This window comes from Paraburkholderia sp. JHI869 (assembly GCF_038900775.1).
Lineage (GTDB): Bacteria > Pseudomonadota > Gammaproteobacteria > Burkholderiales > Burkholderiaceae > Paraburkholderia.
The window spans coordinates 484,233-505,068 of the sequence record NZ_JAYMSC010000001.1; the positions used below are offsets into that span (position 1 = coordinate 484,233).

Sequence of the window (20,836 nt, forward strand, 5' to 3'; positions counted from 1 at the left end):
TCGCACGAAGCGGCCCATTACGCCGAAAGAGCGGCCCGCATGCAATCGATTAATTCTCATGCCCGCCATGCACGACGCTCATGGCGGCACTACGGCGTTGCGCGGTCCCGGCCGATCCACTCGCTGAACAGCTGCACCTTCTGCTGCTGGGCCACACACTCGGGGTAGACGAAATAGTAGCGCGAGCCCGTGGGCACGGCGAGTTCGAAGGGCATGACGAGGCGTCGCGTCTCGACATCCTCGCGCACGAGCGTGCGGTCGGTAATGGCGACCCCAAAGCCCTGCATGGCGGCCGTGGCCGCGAGGTCGAGCGATTCGAAAGTGGGGCCGAGATCGGCATCGACCTTGTTTGCGCCGGCGCGCGTCAGCCACAGGCGCCAGTCGGCGTGGTCGCGCGTGGGGTGCAGCAGGGTCTGATGCGCGAGGTCGTCGGGCTTGACGAGCGGGCGGCGCGAAAGCACCTCGGGAGTGCAGACGGGCGTGAGGTATTCGTCGAAGAGCGGCACCGCATGTACGTCGGCGCCGGGCGACGAGCCGTAGATGATCGCTGCATCGAACGGCTCCGCCTGGAAATCGACTTCGTGTCCCCACGTGGTCGTGATCTGGATCTGCAGGTCGGGGTGTTCGTTCTGGAAGCGCATGATGCGCGGCAGCATCCAGCGCATCACGCAGGTCGGCACCTTGAGCGCAAGCTCGGTGCGCTGGCGCGTGAGGCGCTGCGAGGCTTCCTCGATGCGCCCGAAGCCGTCGCGCACGGCGGGCAGCAGTTGTTCGCCCTCGGCGGTGAGCGTGAGCCCCCTGGGCGAACGGCGAAAGAGCGGCAGGCCGTAGTACTGCTCGAGCGCGAGGATTTGTCGGCTGACTGCGCCTTGGGTGAGGCAAAGGTGCTCGGCCGCGCGTGTAAAGCTGCCGTAGCGGGCGACCGTTTCGAAGATTTGCAGGGCGTTGAGCGGAGGAAGGCGTCTCATGGCGGTCGTTGGGCGGCCGGGCGGTGCGCGCATCCGGCGGGAATCGAGCCGCTATGATACGACGGCCGCCCGCCGAGGCCTGGCGCCGGGGCCTGATTCAATCGTCCGCGCCGCCTGAGTTCTGCGCCATGTCTGCCGCGCGTGTCGCGTCGATCGTTGCGCGCGGGCCGAACAGGGCCCGTATGCCGGCCTCGGAGAGGAACATGGCCTCGGCGTTGTGCCCCGCACCCGGCACTTCGAACCACGTATGGCGCAACTGCGGATGCCTCGCTCGCAGGTAGGCGTAATAGGCGCGGGCGCGGGCGAGGCGGTGCGGCCCTTGCGCATTGGCCGCGCACGAGCGGTCGAGTGCCGCGTGCGCCGGATCGCGATCGAGTTCGCCCGCCAGATAGACCACTTCACGCTCGACATAGCGGCGCTCCAGCGCCCCTGCATCCAGCATGGCCGCCGCATAGCGCGGGAGCTTGCGCATGCCGTATTTCCACTCGTCGACGTCGGGACATGCGGCGTGATCCGCAAAGGCGAAGCCGCCATCCGGTTGCGGGCGCAACGAATCGAAATACACCCAGGAAGACGGATTCGCGATCACGAAGCGCAGGGCGATGCCGCGTTGTGCGCATTGCTGCGGCGCGGCGCTCAAGATCGCATAGCGATGCGCGACCTGAGCTCCGCCCGAGTGCCCTGCGATGACGATCTCGCGCAACGCCGGATAGCGCGAGCGATCGGCAAGCTGGGCGACGAGAGCGTCGAGCGCGTCGAACGAACTCAGGGGCGCGGGACCGCGCGCGTCGGCGCCGCCCATCCATGCGGTCCACTCCCAGTGCAGGCTATCGGCAGGTGCGCGGTGGTGCTCGACGTCGGCGCTTGCGAGGAACTGCGGCACCGCCACGAGTGTGTCGTCGTCATGCGCGGAGGAAGCGGCGCGGGCGCGCAGTGTCGAGCGCAAATAGGCGTCGGCGTCGCGCAGGCGGCCGTGCAACACCACGAGCGCACGCGTCGCTCGCTCGCTCGCCGTGCAGCCGCCCACGAACATCGGCACGCTGCCGCTGCCTTGCGCCGTGACGACAGGCAATCGAACATCGCCGATGGCGCGCACCGGGTACTCGTTGCGCGGGCGTGCCTCGATCGCATCGCTCACGATGGACTGCTCGCTCATTCGGACTCCGACTCGGCCGGCCAGGCATTGGGCTCGCGCAGCAGACGCCGGCCCGAAACGCTTGCGAAAACCAGCACGAGCGACACGATGCCTGTGACGATGAGATACCACGCCGGCACGATGCGCGAGCCGGTTACGCCGATCAGCGTCGAGACCGTGAGCGGCGCCATGCCTCCGAACAGCGTGACGGCGATGTTGTACGAAAGCGCGACGCCCGTGGAGCGCGTGGATGTGGGGAAAAGCTGCGTGAGCATGCCGGGGTGCGCGCCCGACATCAGGCTCAGCACGACGGTCGCGACCATTTGCGCGGCGAACACGCGCTCCGGCGTGGGCGCGGCGAGTACCCACGCGAAGAGCGGCCAGGCGGCGCAGATCCACACGAGTGTCACCGGCAGGAAAAGGCGGTAGGCGCCGAAACGGTCGGCGAGCTTGCCCGCGAGCGGATAGCCCACGATGCCGATGAGCCCCGACGCCGCCGTGCCGAGCAGCGCGCTCTTGAGCGGCAGATGCAACTGGTGCTCGACATAGAGCGGCATGTACGAGTGCCAGAGGTAGTTGGTCGCGGCGCCCACGGCGATCACGCCGACCGCGCACAGCGCCGCGTCGCCGCGCTCGCGCAGGAACGCACGCAAGGACTGGCGCGGCGCGTGGCCGAGGCGCTCGCGCAGTTGCACGAACTCCGGCGATTCGGCGACCTTGTGGCGGATATAGAAGCCCACCGGGCCGACCAGCGCGCCGAGCAGGAAGGGCACGCGCCAGCCCCAATCGACGAGCGCTTCGGGTGTCAGCCGCGTGGTCAGCAGGAAACTGCACGCGGAGGAAAGCAGCAGCGCCACGGCCTGCGAAGTCATCTGAAAGCTGCCGTAGAACATCTTGCGTCCGGGCGGCGCGTATTCGGTGAGCATCGAAGCGGCGGTGGCGAATTCGCCGCCCACCGAAAGTCCTTGCAGGATGCGCGCGAGCAGCACGATGAGCGGCGCGGCAATGCCGATCGACGCGTAGCCGGGCGTGACGCCCATGAGCAGGGTGCTTGCCGCCATCAGCACGATCAGCGCGGACAAGGTTCTGCGCCGCCCGTAGCGGTCGGCGAAGGCGCCGATCACCACGCCGCCGAGCGGCCGCACGACGAAGCCGATCGCGAACGTGGCGAGCGTGAGCGTGATCGACAGAAAGCTGCTTTGCACGGGGAAAAACACGTGCGCGATGGTCTTCGCGAAGTAGCCGTAGATGAGGAAATCGAACCACTCCAGCCCGTTGCCGATGACCGAGGCGAGCACCGCGCGGCGCACCTGCGAGTTGGTGAGGCGGGGCGCATCGAGCGCGGCCGGCCCTGCTTCGAGTATGGATTGCATATGTCTCCGGAAATTGTCGTTGGCGTTTTCCCCACAGACTAGGGAGTTGCGCGGCAAATGTAAAATACATATCGGATGGGGTTGCCATATCCAATTCCTATACCTCTACCGGGGTGCCCAGATGGAGCTACGTCACCTGCGCTACTTCCTCGCGGTTTGCGAAGAGCGCCAGTTCACGCGCGCGGCGGCGCGACTGCACATGCAGCAACCGCCGCTCTCGCAGCAGATCCAGGAACTCGAGCAGGAACTGGGCTTCGCGCTTTTTACGCGGCAGCCGCGCGGCGTGGAGCTGACCGCGCCGGGCGAAGCGTTCGCTGATTGCGCGCGCAACCTTCTGCGCACGCTGGAGCAGGGCGTCACGCATGCGCGGCGCGTGGCGCTCGGGCAGGTGGGCAAGCTGCATGTGGCGCTCACGAGTTCGGCTGCGTTTCATCCGCTCGCGCCCGCCGTGATCCGCGCATATCGCGATGCGCATCCCGACATCGCCATCGAACTCAGCGAGATCAATGCGGCCGAGATCATCGAGATGATGATGAACGGTCACGTCGATGTCGCGATTCTGCGCAAGCCGATCGAGACGCCGGCTGAGCTGCGCTTCGAGCGCATCGCCCAGGAGCATATGCTGCTTGTGCTGCCGGTGGGCCACAGGCTGGCGGGTACGCGGCCGGTGTCACTCAAGCGTCTCGCGGGCGAGCCGTTCATCTTCGTGCGGCGGCCTGGCGCCCCGGGCATGTACGCCGATTTCGTGCGCGCCTGCGAAGCGCAGGGCGTGGAATTGCGCGTGGTCGACGAGGTGCCGCGCATGGTCACGGCGATCAATCTCGTGGCCGCGGGCGGCGGCGTGACGCTCGTGCCGGCTTCCATGCGGCGCTATCAGCAGGAGAGTGTGCGCTACTGCCGCGTGGCCGGCGACGACGCGTTTCGCGCGCCGCTTCATCTCGTGACGAAGCCGGCGGTGCGCAATCCGGCGGTGGAGCGGTTCCGCGAAACCGTGTTGGCGTTTGCGCAGCGCTCGCGGGAGGGCGGCTGAGCCGCTCAAATATTTTCGTCTGGCCCCTTTCGGATTGCTTCGACCTGCCGTTAACCCGTATGCCTCGATACGGCTTAAGCGCAATCACAAGAGCAAAACGAATAGACAGTGGCAACGAGAATCATCGAAGGAGCGGCAATGCGGGCCGCCGCCGGGCCGCATGCGCCCACCGTAAGCCGCCCGGCAGCGGTGCGCTTGCTCATCGCGCTACGCAACCACAAGGCGAGGCTGGCGCTGCTGGCCGTTGCCGCGGGCTGCGTCATCACGTTCGCGTCCTGGCTGGAGGGCCAGCTGAGGCCCGCGCTCGAGGCGCGTGAGCGCATGGAACTGAGCGAACAAATGGCCGAGGAGATGCGCGAGGCCGTGGCGCCTTGCGTGCCCAGCGCCGGGCGCAGTCCTACTTCGTGGTGCGGCGCCGTGACGATTCCGCCGCCGCCGCCGCGGCCCGTCACGCCGCTTCCGCTCATCGCGCGTGCGCCCGCGGCGTTCTGCACGGCCAACGGCAGTCCGTCCTGCTGATGTCCTTTTCGCGCGCTGCCGTGCGCTGCGAAGAACCTTTGACGCATACGGTGCGCGAGATCGCTCGCGCCGCCGTGGCGCAATCGCCGGTGGCGCGGACGTTGGGCTGCGCGCTGCGGGTGGAGCTGGCGCAGGCGCACGCCGTTACATGACGACGTTACCCTCGCGCTCCACGCGCCAACCCCTCACACGTTTCAAACAACAACGCCCGCACCCACTGATGCCCCGGTGAGCGATGCGTGCGCTCGTGCCATGCGAGCGTCTTGGTGAACCCTGGTATCTCGAGCGGCGGTTCGACCACGGCGAGCCCCTGCGCATCCTTCACGAGCCGCGACGGCACGACCGCAATCAGATCGCTCGTCAGCAAAATATCGGGCAGCACGAGAAAGCTGTTCACCGACACCGTCACGCGCCGCGCGCGCCCCATGCGCGCCAGCGCCTCATCCGTCACGCCGCTCAGGCTGCCGCCCGCATACGACACCAGCGCGTGATCGAGTGCGCAAAAGCGTTCCAGCGTAAGCCGCCGCGCGGCGGCGGGGTGATCCGCGCGCATCACGCACACGTAACGCTCGTCGAAGAGGCGCCGTGCGTGCAGGTCGGCGGGCGTGGTTTCCGGCGTGATCAGGGCCATATCGACATCGCCGCTCTCCAGTTGCGCCTGCAGGCGCTCGTGCTGCACCGGCACGATCACGGCGCGCACGCCAGGCGCCGTTTCCCGCAGTCGCGCGAGAAACGGCACGACGACAGCGCGCAGCGCGTAGTCGGTCGAGGCGAGCGTGAGCGTCATCTCGGCCGCGGCAGGCTCGAAGGCCTGCGGCTGGAGCATCTGCTCGATCTCGCTGAGCACCTGCTTGAGCGGCGCGGCCAGTTGCAGCGCGCGCTCGGTCGGCACGATGCCACGTTGCGAGCGCACGAACAGCGGATCGCCGAAACTCTCACGCAGACGCGTCAGCATCGCACTCACCGCCGGCTGCGTGAGCGACAGACGCTGCGCGGCGCGCGTGACGTTGCGTTCGTCGAGCAGGGCGTCGAGCGCCCGCAAGAGGTTCAGATCGAGCATTCTGATATCAACACGGTTTATGACGCAAATAATGATCCGCGATTGGATTTATTTCAGCATAGCCCGCATGATTTCTCGTGTCCACCGCACCTAAACCGACAGCATCGAAAGGTAACGAACATGAACGAGATTTTCTGGCCCGAAGACTATTTGCCCGGCACGACCGATAACTTCTGTTCCAACGAAGTGATCGTCGCGGGTCTTTCCACCGCCGACGTCTGGCCTCTGCTGAACAAGGCGACCGTGTGGCCGAGCTACTACAGCAATTCCGCTGACGTTGGCTTCCACGACGGTCAGGGCCCCGAATTGAGCGACGGCGCGCGCTTCCAGTTCAAGACCTTCGGTTTTCCGGTGCAGGCCAAAGTGACTGAGTACGTGCCGCCGGCCGCGGGTCAGCCCGCGCGCGTGGCGTGGCACGGCTGGGCGGACGGCGACGAGCAGACGCGCCTCGATGTGATTCACGCCTGGCTGATCGAAGACCTTTCTGGCGGCCGCGTTCGTGTGCTCACGCAGGAATCGCAGAAGGGCAAACCCGCCGTGGAACTGGCGAAAACGCGTCCGAACCCGATGATCAACGGGCACCAGGACTGGCTCGACGGCCTGATCGACGCCGCGCGCAAGGCCAAGGGAGCACGGCAATGAAGGCCGCCGTGGTGCGCGCGCCGGGTGGTCTCGACCGGATCGAACTGCGCGACATCGCCGAGCCCGGCGCGCCTGGCGCCGGCGAGATCCGCGTGGAACTGCATGCCACGTCGCTCAACTTTCATGACCTGCTGGTGGCCAATGGCGCGATCCCCACGGCAGATGGGCGCGTGCTGATGTCGGATGGCGCGGGCGTGGTGTCGGCCGTGGGCGCGGGCGTGACGGAGTTCAAGCACGGCGATCACGTGGTGTCGTGCTTCTTTCCGCAATGGACGGACGGCCTGCCGTGGCAGGCCGTGGGCAATTTTGCGCAGACGCCCGGCGACGGCGCAGACGGCTTCGCGACCTTGCACGCCGTGCGGCCCGCGAGCGCGTTCACGCTCGCGCCGCGCGGCTGGACTCATGCCGAGGCGGCCACGATCACCACGGCGGGGCTCACGGCCTGGCGCGCGCTGGTGGCCGACGGCGGCCTCAAGGCGGGTGACACCGTGCTCACGCTCGGCACCGGCGGCGTGTCGATCGCGGCGTTGCAGATCGCGCGGATGATGGGCGCTTCGGTCATCGTCACTTCATCTTCGGACGAGAAGCTTGCACGTGCGAAGGCGCTGGGCGCCAACCACGTGGTCAACTACCGGCAGCACGAAAAGTGGGGCGCGCTCGTGCGCGACATCACGGGCGGCAAGGGTGTGGATCACGTGATCGAAGTCGGCGGGCCGGGCACGCTCGCCCAGTCGATCGACGCGGTGCGCGTGGGCGGCCACATCGCGCTGATCGGCGTGTTGACCGGACGCGAAGGCACTGTGCCGACTTCGGTGCTCATGGCGAAGCAGGCGCGCCTGCAGGGCTTGATCGTGGGCAGCCGGCGCCAGCAGCAAGACTACGTCGCGGCGCTCGACCAGGCCGGCATCCGGCCCGTGCTCGACCGCACGTTCGGACTGGACGAGCTTGCCGATGCGTTTGCCCATCAGCAGGCCGGTGCGCATTTCGGCAAGGTCTGCGCGGCGTGGTGAAGCCATGCGGCGCCGCTGTGGCGCCGCGTTTCGAATCGTCCTGAAAGTTGATTTGCATAACGAACTAAATAACACGGCATTCGAAGCGCAATGTTTCCGTTCTTTACAACGAATCACGAAGTGATATAAATAAATAGCACACGGAAAATCCTCGAACCAACCGGCCGACAGCAGGCTGACAGCAAGAGCCGGGTACGTTCCATGCTCAGGAGCCCCACCATGCCGCTTTCCCGTCGTCGCTTCATGATCCTTGCCGCCTCCGTGGCTTCCACGGCGGCGCTTTCCAACGAATCGCGCGCCGATGCGCCGGTGCTCTCCGAGAGCGACCCGACCGCCATGGCGCTCGGCTACAAAGCCGATGCGAGCAAAGTCGACAAGACCAAGTTCCCGCACTTCCAGGTGGGGCAGACCTGCGCGAATTGCCAGCTCTTTCAGGGCAAGCCGGGTGCGCCGAACGGTCCATGCGCGACGTATGGCGGCAAGATCGTCGACGCCAAAGGCTGGTGCAATGCCTACGTGAAGAAGGCCTGAGCCATGCCCCGCGAGGGGCACGGCGCAAGCATGTGAATGACGAGTTTCAGGAGGCGCCATGAAGGCGGTGTGCCCGCTGCACGGGCCAACGACTATCGTCGGTACGAACGCGTACGGGTTCCCGGTGTATGCGTGTTGCCGCGACGACATTCCCTTTGTCATGCCGCCGGACGCCTGTACGCGCGAGCCGGTGCAGTCGGGGGACGAGCCGGCGCCCAAACGCCAGCAACCTCCGAAAGACAAAGAGCAACGCCGATAACCGACACTGATTGCGCGATCGCCACGCACACGAACGCGGTTGCCCGCGTTCGTGTGCGCAGGCATTACGTTGCCGGCGCGGTCAGCGACGTGTTGTACGTGGTGCCTGCGATCACCACATTGGTGAGCGTAATGCCGCTCACGTTGCTCGCGAAGAGCGGACCCGGCGCCGCCGAGGCGGACGTTGCAGACGTCGTCGGAACCGCGCCCGTGCACACCGGGTTGCCGAGGTTGCAGTTCGAGATCGTGACGCCGCTGATCGGGCTCACGGTCGGCACCGGCAGCGGACCGTTGTAGTCGACCGCTTCGGGGCCCTGCATGACGATCGCCTGGAAGCACGAGTTCGACCCGGCGACGAAGCCCGTAGGCATCGAGTAGGACACCGCGCCCGACACGTTGCTCGCGTTCACGTTCGTGATGTTGATGTTGCTGATCACGGACGGACTCCAGCGCACCGCGTCGCCGGACGGACTGTAGTCGCAGTCGAACGTGATCACGCCGCCCTGGCCCGTGGACGGGTTCGTTGCGAGACCGGTCGTGCCCGTACCCGTGATCTTGCTGATCGCGGCGCCCAGCGACCCGCCGCCGTATTTCCCGGCGAGGTTGACGCCGTTGGACAGCGTCACGCCATTGATCCAGACGTTGTTGATGAACCCGCCGCGGTTCATGTTGCTCTTGAACCGCAGCGCGATGTTCAGCGGATTGCTCGCCCAGTTCTCGTTTTGCATCGTCAGGTTGCGAGCGTAGACGTTGCGCACGCCCGCGCTCATTTCGCTGCCGATCGTCAGACCGCCGTGGCCGCTTTGCATCGTGCAGTTCTGCACGACGATGTTCTGCATCGGACCGTACTCGGTGTCGAGGTACTTGCCGGACTTGATCGCAATGCAGTCGTCGCCGGTGTTGAACTGAACGTTCTGCACCAGTACGTGGTTGCATGCGTCCGGGTCGAAGCCGTCGTTGTTCGGGCCGACGCTGTCGGCAAACACGCCATCGATCACCACGTTCGTGCAGTCGGTGGGGTGATGCTGCCAGAACGGGGTGTTCTGCGTGTGGTAGTTCTGCAGATACACGTTCGTGCAGCTGATGAACTCGATCATGCACGGACGCAGATAGTGGCCGTTGCCGAAAATGCGGTTCTCCAGCGGCACGCGCAGCTCGGAGAGCGCGGGCAGATAGTTCTGGTCCTGGTTCCAGCCCGTGCCCGTGAGCAGGGTCATCAGCGAAGTCGTCGCGCCGTACTGGTTCGTAAAGGAGACGTTCGCCTGCGGGTTCTGGATCTGCGAAGCGGGGAGGCTGGTCAGCGCGACGTTGTTCGGATTCGCATAGGCCTGCGAGGGCGTTGATGAACCCGCGCAACCATAGGTGTTGCTGCTTCCCTTGAAGGTCCACCAGCACGAAGTCGGCGCCTGGGTGCTCAATTGCATTGGCGTCATTGCCTGACCGTTCAGCACGCAGGTATTGTCGTCGGCGGTCACGGCAATGTTGGTCTGGCGGAATGCGTAGATCGGCGAGCCGAAATTCAGGCAGTCATTCGCCTGCCAGCGCGTGTGGTACAGGTTGCCGTTCGCCGTCTTGTACGGGCCGTTCTTCGCGTAGTCCGCCGGGTTCGGGCTGAAATAGATCGTGCAGCCCGATTCCAGGTGGAGGTTGACATGGCTCAGCAGCACGATCGGGCCGCCGCAATACCAGTTGCCGGCCGGCACCACCACGCGGCCGCCACCGGCGCGGCTCGCGTCGACGATCGCGGCGTTGATCGCCGCGCATGAGTCGTATTGCGTGCCCGTGTAGTCGCACGGCACCATCACGGCCGAGCCTGGGCTTTGCAGGTCGCTCGTCGGATGCGCGGTCTGTTCCGTGCCGCCCGTCACCCATGGAATCTTGCCGCCCGGCCATGCCGTCGACGTAATCAGCGCCGCGGCGGGGAGTGTGCGCGCACCGTAGCTCGTCACGTGAAATTGGGCGCCGTGGAACAGCGAGCGGTCGACGTGCGCAAGCCGCCTGAGGATGGCCGTGGCCTGGCCGTCCGGGCCCCAGATCGGGTCGCCGGCGGCGTGGCCGGGCGGCTGCGGAAACGGCCCGCCGAATGTGGCAGGCGTGGGAAACATGGCGTCTGCAGCTGCCGCCCCGCGGCTGGCCGCGAAGAGGCTTGCGCCTGCAGATGCGCCGGCAAAGGCCATGAACGCGCGCCGTTTGGGCGACGCGGGCGCATCGGTGCGGGCTTCGGAGAGCAGGGGATCGTCTTGGTCATGCGTTGCCATTTGATTCGTTCTCCTATGTTGTCTCGCTGATTTGTTTTTGCTGATGAGGTGGTGGCCGAAGTTCGGCGGCCATTGGGCCGCGTGGCCACGCTAATGCGAACGGGAGAGGCACGGGTTACAGCGATGCGATCGAACAGGAGCGGCTGGACGATCACCATGGATATTGTTGTCAGACGACATCGAAATCGTCAATCAGATTTATCTAGGTGATGTACCTGGTGCAGCCAGTTTTGAGTTACGGCGCATAGCTACAGGTAGCTTACGGCATCGGGAATTTGTCTGACGAGCGGGGTGAGGTTCTCTGAGGTGGCGTGGCGCGAGAGGATAGCCGTAGCATCGTCTGGTGTGAAATCGTGTCGGGCATTTGTAATGAAATCAGCGCCGACGTTAAGCCTTATACGGCGTTGTTGGGACGTTACTGCAAACGTTCGGACTCCTCATGCGAGCTCGGCAACCTTTATGCCGCGTAGTGGTCAACCCTGGGAGATTTTGGCGCGAAATAAAAAACGACTTGAACCGGCTCGATGAAAAATAGCGGCTCCTTGCATCGTCGAAGAATCGTGACTGCATCTGATCGGTAGTCCTGAATTAAGTATGTCAAGCCAAATTTCGTCACTTCTCTCTGGTGTCACCCCGGATGAGGTTCGCGACCGGGAACAGTCCTTCGGACAGTGTTCCGATGCACCGCTCCATTTCGACAACATCCACAACTTGCGCGATCTTGGAGGGCTGAATGGCCACGAGGGCAGACGCATAAGCGCGGGGCGACTTTTCCGCAGCGGCAACCCGGGGATGGCCAGTTCGCGCGACATTGATCGCCTTCGGACGCTTGGACTGGACGTAGTCATCGACTTCCGTTCTCCCGAAGAGAAGTCCGATGAAGAAAGCGGATTTGGTGCCGCGTTTAGCTGGCTGCCATTGCCGGTGCTGGAAGGCAGCATGAGTATGGCCGAACTGGTGCCGCGCCTGAGAAGCGCGACACGGCAGGAAATGGACAACTTCATGCTGCAGGTGTATCGCGACTTTCCGCTGAAGCATCAGTCGGCCTTCGGTCGATTCATGAAGGCGGCCGAAGCGGGCCTTACGCTGCTTTACCACTGCAGCACCGGCAAGGACAGGGCGGGCTTCGCCACGCTCCTGCTCCTGTCAGCGCTCGACGTGGCGCCCGAGACGATCCTCGCGAACTACATGGAATCCAACCACCGGAACAGAAGGCTCGTCGGAGGGCTCTTGACCCGTCTGAGTTCGCTTGGCATTGCGCATGACGTAGCGACGCCGCTGCTGGAGGTCCGGCCCGGCTATCTGCTAGCGTCGCTTGAGACAATTCAGCAGGAATGGGGCGGCACCGCAAGGTTTCTCACTGGAGCTCTGTCCGTGGATATCGAAAAACTACGCGCGCATTACCTGGAGAGCGTCAACTGAACTCGACAGCGAATGCGGTCTCCAGTGTGTGTCATCGTACAGAACCATTTCATGTGATACCGTGTGTCTTCGGGGCCAGCACGACGTTTCAGCCGAAAACCAGAAGGAAGCTCATGGAATTCAACAACGGCGCTGTACTTGAAGCTCTTCGCCTTGCTTTGCATCGACAAATACCGTGGCACAAGCGACCGGCAATTTTTACCTGGCTTCGCTCGCAGGGTCTGATCCAGACCATCGAACAGAAACCTACCGCCAGTACAACGTATCTCCCGGCGCACCAGATTGCTATCCTGACCGATAAGGGACAGAAAGAACTCCAGCGCATTGAGGCCTCAAAGAACGTTTCTGGATGGCTGGACGACGACTACTTCGCAACGTTCCTCGCACAGGTTACGTTTGCCTGACTACGCAGCATCGCGTGCTTGCGAATTCAATTTCGGAGAACGAGCGGGCGGGGATGCCCGCTCGCGGCCAGTCGCATCATTCGCGAACGACCTGAATCTTTCCCGACTTCACCGCTGCCTTTAAAACAGTCCAGTCGGCTTCATTCTGTTCAGCATAGGCAAGCGCGAAACGCTCGATGGCTTCGTCGAACGCAGTCGACTTTCCCATATATCCGAAGAGCAAAGCGGGGTCGCCCGCTTTCGCCATCGAGTGGGCGAGCGCGTGAGCGCATGACACGGCGTATTCGCCGAGATCTTCAATATCGAATGTGGAAAAGTCGAACGCGCCCTTCATGTCGCGCAGTTGGCGCACGTAGAAGTCATTGCCCGTGTGCCGCATTTTCGACCATCCGAGAAAGATGTCACTGGCCGACTGCAGCAGACGCTGTCCGTTCACCACACGCTGGCCGTGATTGGGGAAACGGCTCGGCGGCACGTAGCCCTCCAGCACGGAAGCTCGCGCCTCCTTTAACTGAAGGAACAACGGGCAGTCTCCATCGGCCATGAAAAGCGCCTGATAGCAGCGCGTTCCGACCGAACCCACGCCAACGACGCGAATCGCGACGTCCACCAGTTCATAGCGATCGAACAACGCACGCCTGTCGTCGGGGAGTGTCAACCGGTAGTCTGCGAAGAAGCGCCGGACCATCGCGTCGTATATTTTATGATCCTGCCGGCTCTCCAGTGGGATGTGATACACAAGAGGAGGCACGTCCTTGATGCGCAGCTTGCCGTTGACGGTCTCGGTTACGTGAGTCATCACCGTCCGTGAGGACTGCTGGCTCGCCTTGGCGATGACCGCGAGTTCCTTTTTCTTTTCCTGCGGCGAAGCGGCGATCGCCAGCATGCTCGCCGCGCTGAACTGGTAGTACCAGACGTCGAGCGTATCCATCCGGCTGAACTCGGCAATTCTTTGGCGAAAGGTCTCGCACAGCTTGCGCACGACGGCGCGCTGCTCGCGTATCGCAAATCCGCGCTCGCGCGCTTCGATCACGAACGATGCGGCGAGCCTGCGCACATCCCAGTCAAACGGGCCGGGCAGCGTCTCGTCGAAATCGTTGGGCCCGAAGAGTATGTACCGCTCGGGACTTGCGAACAGTCCGAAATTCGCGAGATGCGCATCTCCGCCCAGTTGCACGTTGATGTCCGAACGCGGCAGCTTCGAGAGGTCATAGGCCATCAGCGGCGCGGCGCCTCGATAGAATGCGAATGGGCTCGCGACCATGCGCCCGTAGCGAATCGGGATCAGCTCGGGCACGCGTCCCACGTTGGATGCATCGAGCAGCACGAGGGGATCGCGGCTATCGATCCTGCATTCGGCCAGCTTCGCACGGGGCACCTTCCTGCGCGCCGCTTTGCCCTGATCGATGCGCGACGCCAGCGAAGCCCGCCCGGCGAACAGGGTGGAAGGATCTTCGTGCGCCGCCAATGTTCCCGGATCGGCCGGTGCCGTAGCAGGCTGATTGCGCTTCGCTGCAGCGATCTCGGACACGTGTCACCCCCTTTAAGGTTCATTGCCAACAGGCGTGGCTTCGCCGCGCTCAGGCGTGCGGCGCAGTGGGCGGCGATAGATTGCCGAGCGCGTCGATCGCGGCATCGACCGTGGGGAAGATCTCGCGATGGATCTCTGGCGCACGCAGCGCCTTGTACCGTTCGAGCTCATGCCGCACACCCGTCGGAAGGGCGACGACGGCGAAACCCACGCCGCGCCTGTCGAGTTCGCCGCCCAGCTGAATCAATGCCTTGCACGCCGTGTAATCGACGTTGTTGATTTCCGATGCATCGAGGATCACCCAGCGCAACGGAGAACTGGCCTCATTCACGAGCTTCAGCACTTCCTCCGTGAAGCGGCCGCTGTTCGCATAGAACAGGTCCGCTTCGAACTGGTAGACGACGATGCCGGGCGCCGCGAGCAGATTCGGCTCGACACGATGCGAGATCCAGTGGCCGGTAGGGCTGCGGGTGAGCACGCGCGTGCGCAGCTGGTAACTGTTGCGGGCGTGTGCGATCAGCGACATCACGATGGCCGCGAGAATGCCGTGCATCACATCGACGAACACGACCACGCACACCGTCAGCAACGCGACCACGAATTCGTCCTTCTGCACGCGAAAAAGCTCGGCCATGCCCTTCAGGTCGATCAGCTTCACGCCGATCATGAACACGATGGCCGACAAGACTGCGGCAGGCAGAAGACTCAGCGGTCTCGTGAGGAATAACAGCACCAGCAGCACGATGACAGCCGTCGTGAGATGGGCGACCTGGGTGCGGCCGCCCGCGTCGTCGACCATCTCGGTCTTGGTCGGGCTTCCGTTCACGACGAAGGTGCCGGTGAATGCCGCAGCGGCGTTTGCCGCAGCAAGCCCGATGATGTCGGCATTGTCGTCGCCTTTTTCGTTGTAGCGGTTGGCATACGCGCGCGCGGTCGCGGCGCTCTGCGCGATGATGACGATGAAGCACGAGGCGGCCGTGGCCAGTACCTGGTTGATCTCGCCCGAATGGATCGGCGGCATGAACAGCGACGGCAGGCCGCCCGGCACTTCGCCGGTTACGGCAATGCCACGCCCGGCGAAATTGAACACGCCACTCGCCACGATGGATCCGATGACGGCGATCAGCGCGCCCGGCGCACGTGGCGCGAAACGCTTGCAACCGACGATCACGGCAAGGACGGCAATCGAAAGGAGCGTGGTTGGATAGTTCGCCCCGGCAACGCGTTCGACCACGGACACGATTTGCATCAGCGGCCCATGCCCCTGCTTCTCGAGCCCGATCAGCCCCGCCAGTTCGCCTGCCGCGACCTGCACGCCCACGCCTGTAAGGAAGCCGATCAACGCGCTGCGAGAAAGGAAGTCGGCCAGGAACCCCAGACGAAAGATGCGCGCAATCACGAGCATCACAGCCACTGTCAAGGCCACGGTGCTCGTCAGGCCGACATATTCCTTGCTGCCCAGCGCGGCGACCGCGGTCAGCGTACCGGCGAGAATGGCGGCGGTGGCGGAGTCCGCCGCGACGACCAGTTGACGCGACGCACCAAAGACCGCGAACGCCAGGAGCGGCAGCAGGATGGTGTAAAGCCCCGTGACAGTGGGCGTGCCGGAGATCTTCGTGTAGCCCATCACCTCGGGAATGCCGAGAGCCGCGAGCGTGATGCCGGCAATGATGTCGTGCGGGAGTTGCGCGGGACTGAATGGCAAGAGCCCCTGCAGAAACGGCATGCGATGCAGATGGGATTGCGCGGAAGCCGCTGGTTTCATGGCGTCACCTCGATTTCAGCCGACGAGTGAAATCCGACCCGTGCGAATTGATTGGAGAGTTGTTCGAGCTTGCGCTCCTTCATTGCGTTGGATCGGCCTGCGAATGTGCCAGGTCTGTGCCCGCATGCGCCAGGCGGGCCGATCGATTGTGAACCGGCGTGGCGACGGTTAGCCGCCCAGCTTGATGATTGCCATCGTCAGCAAAATGCCGAGCGCGATCATTACGACACCGGCCTTCATTCCCCCTGCGCCGGTATAGCGCCCGAGCGCAAAGCCCGCGATGAAAAGCATCGCGAGTGTGAGCACGCGCGAGGCGATGAGTGCCGTCGTCACGTCCCTGATGACGAGAAACGGTATGGCGACCGGGAACGTTCCCAGGACCACAAGCAGAAAGATGCCCAGCGCGCCGACGAAATCAGCACCCACAAAATTCGCCCGGGGAGGCAGTGTCGAGGCGAGCGCGAGGCGCGCGCGGATTCGCTCGAGTTCGGCATCGTCGACGAGCTGCTCCAGCTTTTCCGGGAGTGCATCGCGCAACACGCGTACCGCGACCGCTGCGTCCTTCTCGTCCCTGACGGTCTGCGCGAGTTTCAGGCGTTGCCCTCGATCGGCGAGCGTGCGTACGAGGTACATCACGGCGTCCGCGAGGCCCCACGCCAGATTGCACCCGAGCGCGGCGAAGAACATCTTGTAGCCCTCGTCCGCACCTGCGGTGACCGCCTTGACGGCGCCGACGAACGTCAGGGCCATGAACAGACCAAAACATATTTCGCAGACGCGGTCGACGGTATTGAGAATCGGTACGCGCCGTTCGGGTTCGGCGTGTCCTGCCGGCATGATCGTGCTCATAGGGCCTCGACTCGATGTTGGTAACGAGACGTCGCGCTAGCGGTCAGCATGGGCTGCTGGTACGAGCAGTATATGAAAGAGTCGGCAGTTTGCTTCCCTTATTTTTTTGATGGACCGGGAGCACCAATGGCATGCGGGCGTGGATGTTCGCAAGCAAGTCACGACCGGCCAAATGACGGTTGTGCATCGTGCGGGTTGCGCAGCGTGTTTCCTCAGGTCCGGCATCGAGCCAAAGAAGCGCTTTGCCTGCAACCGCCCATTCGACAACGCCCGGCGCGTCTTTCTATGATTGAATGGCCAGCGAGTTTTAGACTTGCGATCCCCGCGTTCAGAATGCGGCCGCTTCTTGCCCGTGCGCTCCCCCAGAAGACGGAGTCGATCATGCTACACAACGTACTGGCCGCCGCTCCGGCCATGATCCTGTGCCTGCTGCTGCAAGCCGTGGTGGTAGCCGTCTGCCTGCGCCGGTACGCGCGTTTTCGGCGCGACGTCAAGAATCAGGATTTGCTGTGGGTGGATGTCCTGCTATTGGTAACCGTGATGCTGCTGACCTTGCTCTGCAATTTCGCCCAAATGGCGATCTGGGCTGCACTGTTCATGCTCTTAGGCGAATTTTCCGATTTCGCCACGGCGCTGTATCACTCCGCGGTCAACTTCATCACGCTGGGCTACGGCGATATTGTCATGTCCAAACGGTGGCGCATGCTTGGCCCAATCGAAGCGGCCAACGGCATTCTGATGTTCGGCGTCTCAACCTCGGTGATGACGGCTGCGGTCATGGATGTGATCAAGTTCCATCACGCCCGGCTGCAACAGGAGTAGCGGCGAAGCAAGCACGTACCTGGCGGCGGCCATTCACCCAGCAACGGACTTTACACGTTGTTACCGTCGCGCAGCGCACGTTCGGGCGGCCTTTCCGTATACTGCCGCGCAACCGCCTTCCTCATTACGCTTGCCGTGCCCGGCGCGGCGGCAATGCGAACTACACCGTGATGCCCATGTTCTCTACCAGGTCCGTCCTCGCCGCTGCGCTCGTCGCTGCAGCCAGTCTTTCGTTGTCAGCATGCGTTGCCCCGGGCTACTCGCCGTATGGCGCGCAGCAAGGCTACCAGGGGCAGTATGCAGCGCCTGCCTACGCGCAACCCGGCACCGTGCAGCAACCGGCCTACGCGCCGCCGCCTGCGCCGCAACAGCCGTACGACACGCAAAGCAACGGCCAGTACGGATCGCAGTACAACTCGCAATACGGCAACCAATATGGCACGCAGTACGGCACGATCTCGAGAATCCAGCCCTTGAGTAGCGCCACGGGCGCCTCGGGCATCGCCGGCACCGTGGTCGGCGCGCTGGTTGGCGGCGTTCTCGGCAATCAGGTCGGAGGTGGCCACGGTCGCGACGCCGCGACCGTCATCGGCGCGCTCGGCGGTGCTTATGCAGGCAATCAGATCGGCCAGCAGATGGGGCAGCCCGCAGGCTTCCAGATCGACGTGCAGCTGAGCGACGGCTCGACCCGCGCGTTCAACGTGTCGACGCCCGGCGACCTGCGTCCGGGCGACCGCGTACAGGTCAACGGCAGCCAGCTAGCGCGCTACTGATTCGGGCTGCCGCCACAAAGCGGTGCGTGAGTCGGGCTTATCACTCACGCAGCGAAGTCCGTCGACGTCGACAGTGCCTTCCACGTTTCGGTTTCCTGCGTGACGTAAGCGTTTTTCGCAGCGATGGCGGCCAGCGTGTCCGTGCCGAGCGGAAGGCGCAGCGGCGGGTTAGCCGCGTCGACGAGCGTGAGCAATGCGGCCGCAAGCTTCGTCGGGTCGCCGGGCTGGTTGTGATTCATTTGCACGGCCTTGCGGCGAACTGCGCCCGAGGTCTCGTCGTAATCGTCGATCACCTCGGGCGCGACGACCAGCGAGGACGCATCCAGAAAGTCCGTGCGGAAATACCCCGGCTCGACAACGGTCGCGTGCACGCCTAGCGGTTTGAGCTCGGCATGCAAGGCTTCAGTAATGCCTTCGACGGCGAACTTCGTCGACGAGTACGCGCCAAATCCGGCCGCGGCGCGATAGCCGCCGATCGACGAAATATTGATTACGTGGCCCGAGCGGTTCGCGCGCATTGTCGGCAGCGCGGCGCGCGTAACGTTCAGCAGTCCGAATACATTCGTGTCGTACATGCGGCGGACGTCCTTGTCGGCGGATTCTTCGATCGCGCCCAGCAGACCGAAGCCGGCATTGTTGACGAGGACATCGACGCGGCCGAATTTTTCAAGCGCTAATTGCACTGCCGTTCTGGCCTGGGCCTCGTTTGTCACGTCCAGCGCAACCGGCAGCAATGCGGCCGACTCGCCGAGACGCTCGACGATCGCCTGGACGTTACGTCCGGCGGCCACAACCGCGTTGCCGTCCGCGAGCGCCGCTTCGGCAATCAATGCGCCAATGCCGCGCGACGCGCCGGTGATGAACCATACGCGCTTGAAACCCCCTTGTTGAACGTCCGCCATGATGTCTCTCCTACGTGTGTGATGAGGTGACGCCATGGTAAGCGTGACGATTGACACAAACTAGCCGTATATTACTGGAGTGATAATCAACGTTTGTTTGCGAATCGGGGGCCCCGGAAATGAACGAAATCCGCGCGATCACTACTTTCGTCCGGGCCGCGGCGCGCGGCAGTCTGCGCGCCGCGGCAGTCGATCAAGGCATCTCGCCGCAGGCCGCAAGCCATGCGGTGATGCAGTTGGAGAAGGAACTGGGCGTGCGGCTCTTTCATCGGACCACTCGCAAGCTGAGCCTGACCGAGGACGGCCAGCGGCTTCTCGACAGCGTGGAGCCGGCGCTCGCCATTCTGTCGACGGCGCTCGACGAGGCCCGGCGCTCGAAAGAGGACGTGGCCGGCATGCTGCGCGTGAGCGCGCCGCGCGCATTCGGGCTGCCGGTTCTGTGGCCGTACTTCGAGGCATTCCAGAAGCGCTATCCGCACGTGCAACTCGAAGTGCAGTTCGACGATCAATTCACGGATCTCGTGACCGAGCGCGCCGACGTGGGATTTCGCGGTGGACCGCCGCCTTCGGGCGGCTCGATCGCACGCCGGCTGGTGCCGATTCAACTGATCGTGTGCGGATCGCCGGACTATATCGAGCGCAACGGCGCGCCACGCACTATCGACGAACTCGCTCAACATCGCTGCACCGGGTACCGCCGCGCAAACACGGGCAAGCTCGCGCAGTGGCAGTTCCGTATCGGCGATGAAATCGTCTATCGCGATGTGCCCGCCGCCATCTGCGTGAACGATACGGAAATGGAAACGCAGGCTGTGCTTTCTGGTCTCGGCATCGGGCAACTGGGTAGCTTCAACGCCACGACGCATATCAGAAGCGGTCGACTCATTCCGTTGCTGGTGCAGCACGTCACCGAATACGGCACGCTTTACATCTACTACAAGCATCGAACCGAACAATCGCTGCGCGTGAAGACGTTCATCGACTTCATGGTCGAGCACATGGCCGGCAACCGAAACTTTTTCCTCGATCCGTCCGAACTTCGCGCGGCGCAGCCGCAGCAGCCCAAACGCGCAGCGAAGCGACGCGCATAGTTGCCTGACGCAGCCCCTGTAAAACAAGAGGCCGATGGTGCGCCGCATGCTCGCAGACAAGGCCCCGCTTTGTATGTGCGTGTATCTGCTGGCTGCGTTCGTACATGCGCATACAAAACCGCCGTTTCAGGAAACGAACGAGACACATCCGCGCGTTCCAATACGCCTGCGAAACATCGGTTTCAATCTGCGGGGTGGCGATGCTCCGTCACGCGAAAGAGAGGATTTTCAGTTATGGGTTCATTGAGCATTTGGCATTGGATGATCGTGCTATTGATCGTGGCACTCGTTTTTGGCACGAAGAAGCTACGGAACATCGGCGGCGATCTGGGCGGCGCTGTGAAGGGATTCAAGGAGGGCATGGCGCAAAGCGAAATGCCCGAAACGCAGCGTGAATTGCCGCTCAGCGCTGTCGACAGGGAGGCAAAGGACGTGACGCGTTCGGGCAACTTCCGCTAGCGTTATCCGCCTCAGTGCTGCTTCGGGAGCACTA

The 20,836-nt window shown here is 63.8% G+C and carries 20 protein-coding genes; 11 read left to right on the top strand and 9 right to left on the bottom strand.

The features are described 5' to 3' along the window. Positions 1-89 precede the first annotated feature (89 nt). The 3 genes from VSR72_RS02235 to VSR72_RS02245 form a co-directional block, all read right to left on the bottom strand. The gene (locus tag VSR72_RS02235; RefSeq protein WP_342950767.1) at positions 90-968 is read right to left on the bottom strand and encodes a LysR substrate-binding domain-containing protein; all 879 of its coding nucleotides are present in this window, start codon (positions 966-968) and stop codon (positions 90-92) included. A gap of 97 nt (positions 969-1,065) precedes the next feature. Further along, positions 1,066-2,124, bottom strand: a complete 1,059-nt coding sequence (locus VSR72_RS02240; protein ID WP_342950768.1) for a hypothetical protein — start codon at positions 2,122-2,124, stop codon at positions 1,066-1,068. Further along, entirely contained in the window at positions 2,121-3,476 is a 1,356-nt protein-coding gene (locus VSR72_RS02245) for an MFS transporter (protein ID WP_342950769.1), read from the bottom strand. Before VSR72_RS02245 ends, VSR72_RS02240 begins: the two co-directional genes overlap by 4 nt. A 121-nt stretch (positions 3,477-3,597) precedes the next feature. On the opposite strand from VSR72_RS02245, the gene VSR72_RS02250 reads away from it, so the two are divergent. Together VSR72_RS02250 and VSR72_RS02255 are read left to right on the top strand one after the other, a co-directional pair. Beyond that, complete coding sequence (locus tag VSR72_RS02250) at positions 3,598-4,506, top strand: LysR family transcriptional regulator (protein WP_342950770.1); 909 nt, start codon at positions 3,598-3,600, stop codon at positions 4,504-4,506. A gap of 138 nt (positions 4,507-4,644) precedes the next feature. Then, positions 4,645-5,025, top strand: a complete 381-nt coding sequence (locus VSR72_RS02255; RefSeq protein WP_342950771.1) for a hypothetical protein — start codon at positions 4,645-4,647, stop codon at positions 5,023-5,025. 157 nt (positions 5,026-5,182) lie between these two features. Here VSR72_RS02255 and VSR72_RS02260 read toward each other — a convergent pair whose 3' ends face one another. After that, the gene (locus VSR72_RS02260) at positions 5,183-6,085 is read right to left on the bottom strand and encodes a LysR family transcriptional regulator (RefSeq protein WP_342950772.1); all 903 of its coding nucleotides are present in this window, start codon (positions 6,083-6,085) and stop codon (positions 5,183-5,185) included. A 120-nt stretch (positions 6,086-6,205) separates the two neighbouring features. On the opposite strand from VSR72_RS02260, the gene VSR72_RS02265 reads away from it, so the two are divergent. The 3 genes from VSR72_RS02265 to VSR72_RS02275 all read left to right on the top strand — a co-directional run bounded on the left by VSR72_RS02265 (position 6,206) and on the right by VSR72_RS02275 (position 8,268). Next, on the top strand, positions 6,206-6,727 hold the full coding sequence (locus VSR72_RS02265) for an SRPBCC domain-containing protein (RefSeq protein ID WP_342950773.1): 522 nt from the start codon (positions 6,206-6,208) through the stop codon (positions 6,725-6,727). After that, positions 6,724-7,737, top strand: a complete 1,014-nt coding sequence (locus tag VSR72_RS02270) for an NAD(P)-dependent alcohol dehydrogenase (RefSeq protein ID WP_342950774.1) — start codon at positions 6,724-6,726, stop codon at positions 7,735-7,737. The genes VSR72_RS02265 and VSR72_RS02270 overlap by 4 nt, the downstream gene beginning before the upstream one ends. 219 nt (positions 7,738-7,956) lie before the next feature. Next, positions 7,957-8,268 (top strand): high-potential iron-sulfur protein, encoded by a 312-nt coding sequence (locus tag VSR72_RS02275; protein ID WP_158761588.1) that lies wholly within the window; start codon positions 7,957-7,959, stop codon positions 8,266-8,268. A 323-nt stretch (positions 8,269-8,591) separates the two neighbouring features. On the opposite strand, the gene VSR72_RS02280 is transcribed toward VSR72_RS02275, so the two are convergent. After that, positions 8,592-10,784, bottom strand: coding sequence for a glycoside hydrolase family 28 protein (locus VSR72_RS02280; protein ID WP_342950775.1), 2,193 nt, complete (start codon positions 10,782-10,784; stop codon positions 8,592-8,594). Between the two features lie 594 nt (positions 10,785-11,378). On the opposite strand from VSR72_RS02280, the gene VSR72_RS02285 reads away from it, so the two are divergent. Both VSR72_RS02285 and VSR72_RS02290 read left to right on the top strand, forming a co-directional pair. Further along, positions 11,379-12,206, top strand: coding sequence for a tyrosine-protein phosphatase (locus VSR72_RS02285; RefSeq protein ID WP_342950776.1), 828 nt, complete (start codon positions 11,379-11,381; stop codon positions 12,204-12,206). Between the two features lie 113 nt (positions 12,207-12,319). After that, positions 12,320-12,610 (top strand): hypothetical protein, encoded by a 291-nt coding sequence (locus VSR72_RS02290; protein ID WP_342950777.1) that lies wholly within the window; start codon positions 12,320-12,322, stop codon positions 12,608-12,610. Positions 12,611-12,686: 76 nt separating this feature from the next. Here VSR72_RS02290 and VSR72_RS02295 read toward each other — a convergent pair whose 3' ends face one another. From VSR72_RS02295 to VSR72_RS02305, 3 genes are all read right to left on the bottom strand, one after another. Then, on the bottom strand, positions 12,687-14,141 hold the full coding sequence (locus VSR72_RS02295; protein ID WP_342950778.1) for a DUF2252 domain-containing protein: 1,455 nt from the start codon (positions 14,139-14,141) through the stop codon (positions 12,687-12,689). Between the two features lie 49 nt (positions 14,142-14,190). Beyond that, positions 14,191-15,906: a SulP family inorganic anion transporter gene (locus VSR72_RS02300; RefSeq protein ID WP_342950779.1), complete on the bottom strand. Its 1,716-nt coding sequence runs from the start codon at positions 15,904-15,906 to the stop codon at positions 14,191-14,193. A 168-nt stretch (positions 15,907-16,074) separates the two neighbouring features. After that, complete coding sequence (locus tag VSR72_RS02305; protein WP_342950780.1) at positions 16,075-16,755, bottom strand: VIT1/CCC1 transporter family protein; 681 nt, start codon at positions 16,753-16,755, stop codon at positions 16,075-16,077. A 381-nt stretch (positions 16,756-17,136) separates the two neighbouring features. On the opposite strand from VSR72_RS02305, the gene VSR72_RS02310 reads away from it, so the two are divergent. After that, entirely contained in the window at positions 17,137-17,577 is a 441-nt protein-coding gene (locus VSR72_RS02310; RefSeq protein ID WP_342950781.1) for a potassium channel family protein, read from the top strand. A gap of 167 nt (positions 17,578-17,744) precedes the next feature. Continuing rightward, the gene (locus tag VSR72_RS02315) at positions 17,745-18,350 is read left to right on the top strand and encodes a glycine zipper 2TM domain-containing protein (RefSeq protein WP_342950782.1); all 606 of its coding nucleotides are present in this window, start codon (positions 17,745-17,747) and stop codon (positions 18,348-18,350) included. Positions 18,351-18,394: 44 nt separating this feature from the next. Here the strand turns inward: VSR72_RS02315 and VSR72_RS02320 are convergent, their stop codons facing one another. Further along, positions 18,395-19,252, bottom strand: a complete 858-nt coding sequence (locus VSR72_RS02320; protein WP_342950783.1) for an oxidoreductase — start codon at positions 19,250-19,252, stop codon at positions 18,395-18,397. A gap of 119 nt (positions 19,253-19,371) precedes the next feature. Here VSR72_RS02320 and VSR72_RS02325 point away from each other — a divergent pair, with 119 nt between their 5' ends. After that, a complete protein-coding gene (locus VSR72_RS02325; RefSeq protein WP_342950784.1) occupies positions 19,372-20,343 on the top strand; it encodes a LysR family transcriptional regulator in 972 nt (323 codons plus the stop codon). A 234-nt stretch (positions 20,344-20,577) separates the two neighbouring features. Next, positions 20,578-20,802, top strand: a complete 225-nt coding sequence (gene tatA, locus VSR72_RS02330) for a Sec-independent protein translocase subunit TatA (RefSeq protein WP_342950785.1) — start codon at positions 20,578-20,580, stop codon at positions 20,800-20,802. Positions 20,803-20,836: the final 34 nt, after the last annotated feature.

Coding starts and splice junctions, on each gene's coding strand:
- VSR72_RS02235 (WP_342950767.1), bottom strand. CDS start 968: ATGAGACGCCTTCCTCCGCTCAACGCCCTGCAAATCTTCGAAACGGTC.
- VSR72_RS02240 (WP_342950768.1), bottom strand. CDS start 2,124: ATGAGCGAGCAGTCCATCGTGAGCGATGCGATCGAGGCACGCCCGCGC.
- VSR72_RS02245 (WP_342950769.1), bottom strand. CDS start 3,476: ATGCAATCCATACTCGAAGCAGGGCCGGCCGCGCTCGATGCGCCCCGC.
- VSR72_RS02250 (WP_342950770.1), top strand. CDS start 3,598: ATGGAGCTACGTCACCTGCGCTACTTCCTCGCGGTTTGCGAAGAGCGC.
- VSR72_RS02255 (WP_342950771.1), top strand. CDS start 4,645: ATGCGGGCCGCCGCCGGGCCGCATGCGCCCACCGTAAGCCGCCCGGCA.
- VSR72_RS02260 (WP_342950772.1), bottom strand. CDS start 6,085: ATGCTCGATCTGAACCTCTTGCGGGCGCTCGACGCCCTGCTCGACGAA.
- VSR72_RS02265 (WP_342950773.1), top strand. CDS start 6,206: ATGAACGAGATTTTCTGGCCCGAAGACTATTTGCCCGGCACGACCGAT.
- VSR72_RS02270 (WP_342950774.1), top strand. CDS start 6,724: ATGAAGGCCGCCGTGGTGCGCGCGCCGGGTGGTCTCGACCGGATCGAA.
- VSR72_RS02275 (WP_158761588.1), top strand. CDS start 7,957: ATGCCGCTTTCCCGTCGTCGCTTCATGATCCTTGCCGCCTCCGTGGCT.
- VSR72_RS02280 (WP_342950775.1), bottom strand. CDS start 10,784: ATGGCAACGCATGACCAAGACGATCCCCTGCTCTCCGAAGCCCGCACC.
- VSR72_RS02285 (WP_342950776.1), top strand. CDS start 11,379: ATGTCAAGCCAAATTTCGTCACTTCTCTCTGGTGTCACCCCGGATGAG.
- VSR72_RS02290 (WP_342950777.1), top strand. CDS start 12,320: ATGGAATTCAACAACGGCGCTGTACTTGAAGCTCTTCGCCTTGCTTTG.
- VSR72_RS02300 (WP_342950779.1), bottom strand. CDS start 15,906: ATGAAACCAGCGGCTTCCGCGCAATCCCATCTGCATCGCATGCCGTTT.
- VSR72_RS02305 (WP_342950780.1), bottom strand. CDS start 16,755: ATGAGCACGATCATGCCGGCAGGACACGCCGAACCCGAACGGCGCGTA.
- VSR72_RS02310 (WP_342950781.1), top strand. CDS start 17,137: ATGCTACACAACGTACTGGCCGCCGCTCCGGCCATGATCCTGTGCCTG.
- VSR72_RS02320 (WP_342950783.1), bottom strand. CDS start 19,252: ATGGCGGACGTTCAACAAGGGGGTTTCAAGCGCGTATGGTTCATCACC.
- VSR72_RS02325 (WP_342950784.1), top strand. CDS start 19,372: ATGAACGAAATCCGCGCGATCACTACTTTCGTCCGGGCCGCGGCGCGC.
- tatA (WP_342950785.1), top strand. CDS start 20,578: ATGGGTTCATTGAGCATTTGGCATTGGATGATCGTGCTATTGATCGTG.